This window comes from Pseudomonas taiwanensis (genome assembly GCF_013393345.1).
GTDB classification, from domain to species: Bacteria; Pseudomonadota; Gammaproteobacteria; order Pseudomonadales; family Pseudomonadaceae; genus Metapseudomonas; species Metapseudomonas resinovorans_C.
Genome location: NZ_QJRF01000073.1, coordinates 29513 through 38456 on the forward strand (window position 1 = coordinate 29513; position 8944 = coordinate 38456).

The 8944-nt window shown below is 64.2% G+C and carries 6 protein-coding genes; 2 read left to right on the forward strand and 4 right to left on the reverse strand.

Going from position 1 to position 8944, the window contains the following annotated elements:
- The first annotated feature begins 151 nt into the window (after nucleotides 1-151).
- On the forward strand, nucleotides 152-1387 hold the full coding sequence (locus tag DM872_RS25030) for an OmpP1/FadL family transporter (RefSeq protein ID WP_256873473.1): 1236 nt from the start codon (nucleotides 152-154) through the stop codon (nucleotides 1385-1387).
- Nucleotides 1388-1662: 275 nt separating this feature from the next.
- Here the strand turns inward: DM872_RS25030 and DM872_RS25035 are convergent, their stop codons facing one another.
- Nucleotides 1663-2169, reverse strand: a complete 507-nt coding sequence (locus DM872_RS25035; RefSeq protein WP_179061936.1) for a DUF3015 domain-containing protein — start codon at nucleotides 2167-2169, stop codon at nucleotides 1663-1665.
- Between the two features lie 160 nt (nucleotides 2170-2329).
- Nucleotides 2330-4543: a tetratricopeptide repeat protein gene (locus DM872_RS25040; RefSeq protein WP_373273741.1), complete on the reverse strand. Its 2214-nt coding sequence runs from the start codon at nucleotides 4541-4543 to the stop codon at nucleotides 2330-2332.
- Nucleotides 4544-4795: 252 nt separating this feature from the next.
- On the opposite strand from DM872_RS25040, the gene DM872_RS25045 reads away from it, so the two are divergent.
- A complete protein-coding gene (locus DM872_RS25045; RefSeq protein ID WP_179061938.1) occupies nucleotides 4796-5080 on the forward strand; it encodes a hypothetical protein in 285 nt (94 codons plus the stop codon).
- Nucleotides 5081-5552: 472 nt separating this feature from the next.
- Here the strand turns inward: DM872_RS25045 and aspT are convergent, their stop codons facing one another.
- Entirely contained in the window at nucleotides 5553-7238 is a 1686-nt protein-coding gene (aspT, locus tag DM872_RS25050; protein ID WP_179061939.1) for an aspartate-alanine antiporter, read from the reverse strand.
- Nucleotides 7235-8866, reverse strand: a complete 1632-nt coding sequence (locus DM872_RS25055) for a mechanosensitive ion channel family protein (RefSeq protein WP_179061940.1) — start codon at nucleotides 8864-8866, stop codon at nucleotides 7235-7237. Before DM872_RS25055 ends, aspT begins: the two co-directional genes overlap by 4 nt.
- Between the last annotated feature and the right edge of the window lie 78 nt (nucleotides 8867-8944).

An 8944-nucleotide genomic window follows, 5' to 3' on the forward strand; every position in this document is an offset into this window, starting at 1 on the left:
ATGCGCCAGAAAGCTCGGGCTTTGTGTTGCGCCGCAGAGACGAGCATCTAGGCTGGAGAACGATCAGCCCTAATGCAGAGGACGCACCATGCTCAGCACTTCCCCAGCTACGCGCCCCATCGGACTCACCGCTCTGGCGTCAGCACTGTGGATGCTATCCGGAACCAGTTGGGCGGGCGGCATCCTGATCTACGAGGCCGGTCAGGAAGGCGCGGGCCTGGCCAACGCGGGCGCCGCGGCGCTGGCCACCGACCCCAGCGTGCTGATGAACAACCCGGCGGGTCTTACCGAACTGCCCGGCACTCAGATCAGCGCGAACGCCCAGGTGATCTTGGGCGACATCCAGTTCTCCCGTGATGCCGGCAACCAGTTCGACGGTAACGAAGGGGGCAACGCGCTTCAGTACCTGCCGGGTTCGAGCCTGTTCGTCAGCCACCAGATCAACGACCAGGCTGCCATCGGCTTCGGCATGTACGGCAACTTCGGCCTCGCGCTCGACTACGACGACGACTGGGCTGGGCGCTACTTCACCCAGGAGGCGGCCATCATCGGTGTGTCGCTGCAACCGACCTACGCCTACAAGATCAACGACGACCTCTCCATCGGCTTCGGGCCGCGCATGATGTACGGCTACTACCGCACCGAAGTGGCGATCAACAACAACCTGCTCGGCCTGGTCGACCGCCCGGATGGCCAGCTCGAATACAAGGACACCGACTTCGGCGTGGGCTTCAACATTGGCCTGCTGTATCGGGTGAACGAGCGCACCCACGTCGGCCTCGCCTACACCAGCAAGGTGGACCTGGAATTCTCCGACCGCCCCAGCGTCGACGACATCAGCAATCCGCTGCTGAACCTGGCATTACGGCAACTGAATGTGGACAGCCTGGACATCGACATGGAAGTGCCGCAAACCGCGGTACTGAGCATCGCCCACGACCTGGATTCGCAATGGAAGCTGTTGGCCAGCCTCGGCTGGCAGGACTGGAGTGAGTTCGGGAACATCGGTGTCGAAGTGGACGCCGACAACTTCGGCACCAGCCGAAGCGTGGACCGCCAGTACAAGGACACCTGGCACGCCTCGGTGGGCGCCCAGTACCAGGCCACCAATAAGCTGCGCTGGAGCATGGGCGTTGGCTACGACAGCTCGGCGGTGGACGACGAAGACCGCACCGTGGACAACCCCATGGCCGAATCCTGGCGCCTGGCCACGGGTGTGAACTACCAGGTCGACGAAGGACTCGACCTGCACATGGCCTACACCCTGATCTGGCTGGGCGACATGGACGTGGAACAGACCAAGGAGCGCTCGGGCAACAGCCTGTCCGGCAGCTACGACAACACCTCGCTGCACATCATCGGTGGCGGCGCGACCTGGCGGTTCTGAGGGCGCAGACAACCTGGCTGTTGGGCTTCGCTTCGCTCTGCCCAACCTACGGGAAGTTCCTGCCACCGCTCGATTCTTTCGCCTCTCCTGTGGGGGCGAATTCATTCGCCAAGCGGGACGCAGTCCCGCCGTAGGTTGGTCCGAGGAACGAGGCCCAACGTTTGCGGAGCCGAAAGCGGGCTACGATTTGGTTCGCGAGCAGAGCTCGCTCCTACAGTTAATCCGCCACACACAAAAATGCCCTCCGAAGAGGGCATTTCCGTTTGTGTGGGGTGTCAGCTTGGCAGCTTGGCGTAGCGAGCCAGCTGCTGGTCGCGGCTCATCACGTCGAGGGTCGCGGCGAGGACCTGTTCGCCGGTTGCGTCAGGGCTGGCGAAGATGGTCGAGAAGTTGGCCTGGGTGACCTTCGCGAAGTGGGCGCGGTCAGCCTGCTCGACGCCCAGCAGGGTGGCATAGGCATCCAGCGCTTCGCCCTGACCCTGGGCCATGTCCTCGGCGATGCTGTCGAGCATGCCGTTCATGGCGAACACCGAGCGGCCGCCATAGCCCAGCTTCACGCTGGAGTCGCAACCGTTGGTACCCGAGGTCAGGCCGAAGGTGGCGTTGCCCGAGGTGCCGTTGGTGGTGGTGGCCAGCAGGTGCGGGATCAGGCCGCTCTGGCCTTCGAACACCATGTTCCCCCAGCCACAACCACCGCCCCCGGCCTGCCCTGCCTGCGCCGCGACGCCGGCGGTGCTGAGAAGTCCGAAAATAATGGCCTTGCCAATCAGTTTGTTTGTCATTTTTTCATTCCTTGGTTGATGAAGAGCAAGTCACGTGACTGCACGTACGACTTCCACGCTGAACGACACGTAAACGTCCAGAAGGTTTAGGCGAGACGCCAACGACTTTCAAATGCGATCTCGCAGGAAGGCCCGCCTGTTTTGCCCTGCGGGCCACGTTTCACTGCTTCCAGTATGGCTCGATCGCTTGCAAACGCGGGTCGTCGGGCGCCACTTCGCGCATGCGTTTGACGTACTCGAACGCCTCGTTCCGCTCACCCTCCACGGCGTGCAGATAGATCAGCGAATAGAGCAGGTCCGCATCCTCAGGAGATTGTTCCAGCCCGCTACGCAGCGCGCTCAGCGCGTCATCGCGGCGATTCATGCGCGATAGCAGAAGGCCCTGGTTGTAGCGGATGCGTGAATTGCCGGGCAGTTCGACTGCGGCCTTTTCCATCCAGTTCAACGCCTCATCCGCCCTGCCCCGCTCCACCAGCAGCAAGGACAGCATGTAGGCGAGATTGCCGTGGTCGGTTTCCGGCATCTTTTCCAGTGCCAGGCCCTCGCGCAGCAACTGCTCGGCCTCATCCAGGCGTTGGGAAGAGCTGGCGAGCGTCACCAGATTGACCCGCGCAGGCGAGAAGTAAGGGTCGAGCTTGAGCGCCTGGCGGTACTGCTCCATCGCCTCGCTATCGCGCCCCTGGCGCGACAGCATGACTGCCAGGTTGAGACGGCCGCCGGGCAGGTCGGCGTTGCCGCGCAGGCGCTGCTCATAGTTGGCCAGCAAGGACTTGAAGGGCTCGCGACGCTCGGCCGGCAGTTGCTCCGGCGGGATATCGGCCAGGGCACGGACGGTTTCGTCACGCACCGCGCGGGTCGGGTCTTCCAGTAGCGGCAGCAGAGGTTTCAGCCGCTCGGCTGGCGGCACACTGGCAAATCCCGAAACGGCATAGGCACGTACCAGCGCACTGTCGTCCTTGAGCGCCCATTGCAGGTTGGAGATAGCCGGCGGGCCAAGGTCGGCCATCTGCTCGGCGGCGGTGGCGCGGACGATGGCCGGCTTGCCTTTGTCTGCCAGCACCGAGCCGAGCAGGCTCAGCGAGATTCCCTGGCCATTGCGCACAGCGTGGAAGTCTTCACCGTAGTGTGGCGGGCGACTCGGCTTGCCATACCAGCCTTCGATGGCTGTCGCCGCCCATGCCGGCTTCTGATCCTGGTGGCAGCTGGTACAGGCATCCGGGCTGCCGGACTTGGCTGCCAGGTCGGGACGTGGGATGCGCAGGCTGTGGTCGCGGCGCGGGTCCACCACCATGTAGGTCTTGCTCGGCATGTGGCAATTGACGCACTGCGCACCGGGCGTGCCGGGCTCATGGTGGTGGTGAGCCTTGCTGTCGTAGTCCTTGGCCTGGAGGCTGGCGAAGCGCGCCAGCGGCGGGTTGGCGTTGTGGCATTGCAGGCAGAGGCCATTGCCCTCGATCCGCACCTTGGTGGTATGCGGATTGTGGCAATCGGTGCAGGCGACCCCGGCCGCATACATCTTGCTCTGGGTGAAGGAGCCGTGCTCGTAGACTTCGCCGTCGATCTGACCGTCAGCATGGTAGAGGCCCGCACGCAGCGTGGCCGGCAGGCTCTGGTCCAGCTGCGGCTGCCCCGGCTCCTGCCCCGTGCCCAGACTCTGCCGGCGGCTGTGGCAGTACGCGCACTGCTCCACCAGCCCCTTGCTGCCCAGGGCCTTGAAGTCGACCTTCAGGCCCAGCTCGGCAGCCGCCGCATAGGTCTTGTTGGCCGACTTGTTCTGTTTCGCCCAGTCGACGTGGGCCTGACCCGGACCGTGGCAGCCCTGGCAGCCGACGGCCTGCTCATGCCAGGTGGAGGAGAAGCTGTCCTGCTTGTCGTCGTAGTGCTTCATCAGGCGCGTCGAGTGGCAATCCGCGCACATCGAGTTCCAGTTCTGGTAGCGCCCGGTCCAGTGCAGCGGGTCGTTCGGCGCGAATCGCTGGCCTGGATAGAGGGAGAACCAGCGCTGCCCGCCCTCCGCCTTGGAGCGGCTGTCCCAGGCGATGGTCAGGGCCTGCAACCGCCCGCGCGGCAGGGCGACGAGGTATTGCTGCAACGGGGAGAAGCCGAACGTGTAGAGGACCTGGAAGTCAGCAACCTTGCCGTCCTCGCCTTCGGTGTTGACGAAGTAATCGTCGCCCTTGCGGAAGAAGCGCGCCTTGACCCCGGCTTCGTCGAAAGTCGCCGCGTCGAAGTTACCCAGCACATTGCCGGCTTCTGCCTTGCGCATGGCCCAGCCATGGTCGGAGTCCTTCCATTGGCCGGCCTCGGTGGCGTGGCAACCCAGGCAACTGGCGCCATCGGCGTAACCTTCCGCCTCGCTGGACTGCCCGGGCATGCGGCCGACACCTTCGGCCCAGGCCGGCTGTAAGCCGAGCAGCATCAGCAGCACCACGCAGCGGAACAACCCGTTCCCCCCGCTCTTGAAACACCCCATTCCCTTGCTCCACGGTCAACTCGAATCGCCCTGTTCCGGGCTCTTGTTCTGTTCGCACACCCCATGTGCGCACTTCAGAATAGTGCATGCCTCCAGCATCTGTCTGTCGAATGGCACGAGGAAGGCCGATGGAATACAGCGGACTCCGGGCACGTGCCAGAGCGCCGTCGAACAAAGCCAGCTATCAGCGACGCCGGGGCCGACAAGGCACTCTTTCGTTTCGCCCGGCCAGAGCATGCCGAGATCAGCCGTTGGTTGAGCGAGGTGCTGGTGCCGACGCTGCATGACTATCACCGCAACCCGAACGCCGAGCCGCGACGCTCCCGTATCAGTTGGGCCGACCAGCACGTGAACGTCGTGCGGTGGCAGCGGGAGCTGTGGGTGGCCTGGCGGGATTTGCCGGTCTTGCTGGAGAACGGCACCGAGGTTTCGCCGTGAGTCCGCTTCGCGACTGAAGTCGCTCCCACAGGGCCACCCCGCAAACCCAACACCGTGGCGCGGAGGATTGGTGGATGGAAAAAGCGCCATCCACCCTACAGGGCAGACTCGCACCCCGTAGGATGGGTTGAGGTACGAAACCCATGCGGTTCGGAACCCATGGGTTTCGCAAGCTCAACACTGGGCAACTGCGCTGCCCAAGCAGGACGCACTCCTGCCGTAGGTTGGTCCGAGGAACGAGGCCCAACACCGTAGCGCGGAGCGTTGATGGATGAAAAAAGCGTCATCCACCCTACCCACAGCGCCGTCTCGCACCCCGTAGGATGGGTTGAGGCACGAAACCCATGCGGTTCGGAATCCATGGGTTTCGCAAGGTCGACCCTGGGGCAACTGCGTTGCCCTTGGCGAATGAATTCGCCCCCACAGGGATACCGAATATGAATGGATCTCCCACACCGGGCGCGATACGCCCCTAGCTCGACGCGAACACGATGATCGGCCCGCACACCGCCAGCAACACGTTGGAGATGGCGTAGCAGACGGTGAAACCAATGACCGGCGTATTACTGCCCGACTGTTCGATGATCTTGTTCATCGACGCCGCTTCGGTCTGGGCGCCAGCCAGGGCGCCGAAGAGGATCATCGGATGCAGGCGCAGCACGTAGCGTCCGAAGTAAAGCGCCACCAGCGGCGGCAACAACGTCACCACAACGCCCGAAATCAACAGCGCGAGTCCCTGCTCCTGCATCGCCGCTATCGCCGCCGGTCCGGCCAGCAACCCCACCACCGCGCCAAATGCGGTCAGACCGAACTCGGAGAAGGCCCATTGCGCGGCCGGCGGCAAGGCGCCGATCTCGGGATGGCGGGAGTTGTACCAGCCGATCAGGAGTGCAACCAGCAGCACCCCGCCACCGACGCCCAACTCGATGGGAATCATGCCGACATGGGTCGAAAGCATACCCAGCAAGGCGCCCGCCACCATGCCCAGGCTGTGTACCGCGATATCCGACTTGTAGCTGCGTTCGCGCATCCGCCCCAGTTGCGCGGCCAGCGCCTCGACACTGGTGGTGCGTCCGGTGAGGGAAATGACGTCGCCTCGCCGCAGCACGGTGTTGGGCAGCAGCGGCAGTTCCAGCCCCTGACGGGTGATGGTGTTGATGAAGCAGCCCATTCGCTCCGCGCCCAGCAGGCGCGTCTTGATTTCGTGCAGGGTCTTGCCGGCCAGCTCGCCGGAGGTCAGCACGATATCCGCCGAGCGAGTCGGAAAGGACAACGCCTGGGCGTGATCCACTTCGGGCCCCACCCATTCGGCGAGCCGGCCCACCGCTTCCCGCAGCGCATAGATTCCGGCGATGTCCCCAGGCTGGATCACCAGGCCAGGATCGCGTTCGAGGACCTGCTCGCCGCGCACCACGCGCTCGACGCTCATGGTCGGGTGCAACTTCTCGATGTCAGCGATGGTGCTACCCGCCACGCCGCCTTGCGCAACCCGGTGCGCCCGTACCACGATGCGCGTGTAAGGGATGCTGATGATTTCTTCGTTGCTGGCGATGCCCAGTTCCAGCTCCAGTTCCCGCGCCGAAGTGCGCATGTCCACGCCCAGCAGCCGGGGCGCGATGCTGCCGACGAAGACGATCAGCCCAATGGTGCCGAACAGGTAGGTGATGGCATAGGCGATGGCCATGTGGCTGTTGAGCTGGGCCTTGGCCGCGTCGTCCAGGGGCAGCTGGGCAATGGCGCTGCTGGCGGTACCCATGATGGCGGTGTCCGTCAGCGCGCCGGCTCCGAGGCCAGCCGTAAACCCGGCGTCGAAGTGGTAAACCGAATTCATCAGCAGGATGGCGCCCAGGGCTGTGGCGCAGAGCACCACCGAGAACAGCACCAGTTTGAGGGTGCCGCGGTTGAGGCTGCCGAAGAACTCCGGCCCGCTTTTGAAACCCACGGCATAGATGAACAGCACGAAGAACACCGACTTCAGCTCGTGGGGCACCTCCAGGCCGATCTGGCCGATGACCAGCCCCATCAGCAAGGCGCCGGCCACCGAGCCCAGGTGGAAGCTGCCCAGCTTTATTCGGCCGACCAGCACGCCCAGCGCAATCGCCAGGAAAACAGCTATTTCCGGGTTCGAACGCAGCGCAGCGATGACGAAATCGATCATCGCCCGTTCCCTTCCTGATCCGTTTCCTTGGCTGGAGCTGGGTACCAGCGCTCTTTCGGCACCCATTTTTCCTGCGCGGGGTCGCCCAGGTAGTGCGGCGACATGATTTGCACGCCGTACTCGTTGAACACGTCCTGGATATTGGCGTGAAGCATGGTCAGCAGCTCGGCGCGCGGACGCGGCTCACTGGGCACGGCCTGGGCCACCAGCCGGTACTCGGGGTAAAAATCCGACAACGCCGTCTGGAACACCTGCGGCAGCGGCTTCTGGAGGATGCCGGGCGTGCGCCGCGCAGCTTCCAGCAGCATGGCCTCTACCTGGCGCCAGGCTGTGTCGTAGCCGATGGTCACGGTGGTATCCACCACGTAGCCCTGGCCCTGCACGACGCGGGAGTAGTTGCGGGTTACCGAGCCGGTGATCATCGAGTTGGGAATGGTCAGCACCTCGCCGAGGCCGGTGCGGATGCTGGTGGTGAACATCCCCAGTTCGGTGACGGTGCCCTCGTTGTCGCCGATGCGCACGTACTCGCCGGGGCGCAGGGTGCGGGTGTAGGTGAGGATCAGCCCCGCCGCCGCCTGCCCCACTACGCTGGAGGCGCCCAGGGAGATCATCAGGCCGATCAGTACCGACAACCCCTTGAATGCCTCGGTCCCGGCCCCAGGCAGGTAGGGATAGGCCATGGCCAGGGCGAACAGCCAGATGGCCAGCGAAGTCAGGCGCGTAGTGGGTTGCAGTGTCTCGTGGTTGAGCCAGCTGATAGTGCTGGGTCGGGAAAGGCGCTCCAGCAGCCGCTTGCTGAAGGCGCTGATGCCCCGTGCGATGAAGAAGATCAGCAGCGCGATGACCAGTCCCGGGATGGCGCTGACGATGGCATCCAGCATGTAGCGCACCAGATCCACCAGGTAATGGTTCAGGCTTTCGCCCCAGGGCCGGGTATAGGGGAATCGTTGCAGCACGAAGCTCAGCCATTCATAGGTGAGCAGCAGGACCACTGACCAATACACCAGTGCCAACAGGCGCCGGACCACGGGAAACAGGTTGCTGGAATCCACCAGCTGCGTCTCACCGATCCTCAGTGCACTCGTGTGCCGGCGCATGCGCTTGGGTAGCCAGGACAAGGCCCTGCGGTGCGTCCAGCCGAGCAACCTCAGCAACGCGATATAGAGCAGCGTGGCCGCCGCCGAGTACCCGCCTGCCGTCAGCAGGAAGCGCAGGCTGCGGGCCTCCGCGGACTCCGCGACCACCTGGCGCAACTTTTGCGCCGCCACTTCGGCGTCCTGGCGCACCGAGGTTTCACCGGCATCCAGGTCGTTTGGCGAGACGATGAAGGCGCGCCGGTCGCCCAGCAGGACCATGTAGCTTTCCTGGATGGTGTCCAGCCTGACGTCGGTTTCCTCTGTGCCATCGAGCATCTCGCGGATGACCGCACCGGCACGGCTGGCGCGGGCGGCGGGCGATTCACCCAGGAGCGTGGCGCGAAACACGAAGATGCTGCGGTTGGCGATCTTCAGTTCGGCGGGTTCCGCGACTGTGGTCGCCGCTTCCTCGGCAGCGTGTGCGATGACGGAAAGCGCCATCGAGAGAATCCAGAAGATCGTGGCTCCCCACCAACTGATCCTTTTGTCCATGTAGCACTCCAGCCAGTTCTCGTTGTCCGCCAGGCTCCCCCGATTACAGGCCTGGCGAGTTGCAGCCTAGTTCGGGAA

Bases quoted from the DNA above. Each gene is read 5' to 3' on its own strand.
- DM872_RS25030 (WP_256873473.1), top strand. From the start codon at position 152: ATGCTATCCGGAACCAGTTGGGCGGGCGGCATCCTGATCTACGAGGCC.
- DM872_RS25035 (WP_179061936.1), bottom strand. From the start codon at position 2,169: ATGACAAACAAACTGATTGGCAAGGCCATTATTTTCGGACTTCTCAGC.
- DM872_RS25040 (WP_373273741.1), bottom strand. From the start codon at position 4,543: ATGCCCGGGCAGTCCAGCGAGGCGGAAGGTTACGCCGATGGCGCCAGT.
- aspT (WP_179061939.1), bottom strand. From the start codon at position 7,238: ATGATCGATTTCGTCATCGCTGCGCTGCGTTCGAACCCGGAAATAGCT.
- DM872_RS25055 (WP_179061940.1), bottom strand. From the start codon at position 8,866: ATGGACAAAAGGATCAGTTGGTGGGGAGCCACGATCTTCTGGATTCTC.